The 454-nt window shown below is 67.4% G+C and carries 1 protein-coding gene; it reads left to right on the top strand.

Annotation, left to right across the window (positions count from 1 at the left end; translation table 11 throughout):
* On the top strand, positions 1–454 hold a 454-nt coding region (locus tag G3I71_RS47395), incomplete at both ends, for a LysR substrate-binding domain-containing protein (RefSeq protein WP_239149808.1).

Here is a 454-nt window from a genome sequence, read left to right on the forward strand (position 1 = left end):
CAGATCTTCGCCGAGCTGGGGCCGGCCATGGACGTGATTTCCGCCGCCATCAGCCGCGCCCGGGAGTTCGACCCGGCCAACAGCTGCAACGTGTTCCGCCTGGGCCTGTCGGACGATGCCGAATTCGGCCTGTTCCCTGCCCTGTTACAGGCCCTGCGCGAAGAGGCTCCGGCCATTAGCGTGGTGGTACGCCGGGCCAACTTCCTGCTGATGCCGGGGCTGCTGGCCAGCGGCGGGATCTCGTTGGGCGTGATCTACACCACAGACCTGCCGGCCACCGCCAAGCGCCGCAAGCTGGGCGACATCGGTGTGCGGGTGCTACGCGCCGATGACCGGCCGGGCCCGCTGACCCTCGACGAATACTGTGCCCGTCCGCATGTGATGGTGTCGTTCTCCGGCGACATGAGCGGCAATATCGATCTCGATCTGGCACGCATCGGCCGCTGCCGCAAGG

The organism is Streptomyces sp. SID12501, assembly GCF_010550245.1.
Classification (GTDB): Bacteria; Actinomycetota; Actinomycetes; order Streptomycetales; family Streptomycetaceae; genus Streptomyces.